Below are 1,009 nucleotides of genomic sequence, written 5' to 3' on the forward strand. Positions count from 1 at the left end.
TTGTAAACGCTAAAATAAAAGTTGACCACTTTAGTACAATTCGCTAATCAAAAAGTTGACCACCCTTAACACCATTTCCCTTATCATAGAGTTTGCGAGAACTTAAATGATTAGGGAGGAAAAAAGGATGTTAAAGATGGCTAATATAGAGCTTATCAGAAAATTGTACTTTAAAGAAGGTCGTTCGATTCGACAATTATCAAAAGATCTTAAATTATCAAGACAAACCATTCGAAAAGCCTTAAATCAGGTTGACATTCCAACGTATCAACGAAAAAAGCCGGTTGCCCATCCGGTCGTCGATTCCGTTAAACCGATAATTATTCAGTGGTTAACAGACGATGAATCCGCCCCTTTAAAACAGCGTCACACAGCTGCTCAAATCTACAGACGCTTGGTGAATGAATATGGCTTTAAAGGTGGTGAGTCCACCATTCGCCGATTTGTACGCCACTATAAGCAGCTTAAGGAAGCCCCTAATTCCTCTATTCCGTTGGAATTTGATCCAGGTGAATTTGCTCAATTTGATTGGGGAGAAGTTTCCATCATTTTGAATGGGATTGAAACGAAAGTTTTACTTTTTTGTTTGAGACTTTTATTCAGTCGAAAGATATTTGTGAAAGTATTTCCACATCAGCGCCAAGAAGCTTTATTTCAAGGTCATGCAGATGCTTTCGATTATTTCGGAGGTGTCCCAAAAACGATTATTTATGACAACATGAAAACAACTGTAAAGAAAGTACTAGAAGGAAAAAAACGTGAAGAACAGGAGGCTTTCACTCAGTTTCGTTCCCACTATCTTTTTGATGCCCAGTTTTGCGCCCCTGCAAAAGGAAACGAAAAAGGACAAGTGGAAAAACTAGTTCAAACCGCACGATCACAATTTTTGGTTCCAGTTCCTCAGGTAAGCGATCTGGACGAACTCAATGACTATCTTATGGAAAGATGTCATGCCTACGAAGAAACGTATGTGCCTAAAACGAAAGAAAAAGTAGGGGAACGGTTTCTG

1 protein-coding gene is annotated in these 1,009 nt (G+C 38.9%); it reads left to right on the forward strand.

What is annotated here, in order from left to right:
- Positions 1 to 127: 127 nt before the first annotated feature.
- Positions 128 to 1,009 (forward strand): IS21 family transposase (istA, locus tag ACERJO_RS20965; RefSeq protein WP_373648780.1); only part of this gene is annotated, 882 nt, incomplete at its 3' end.

This window comes from Halalkalibacter sp. AB-rgal2 (assembly GCF_041821005.1).
In the GTDB taxonomy this organism is placed as follows: Bacteria; Bacillota; Bacilli; order Bacillales; family Bacillaceae_D; genus Halalkalibacter.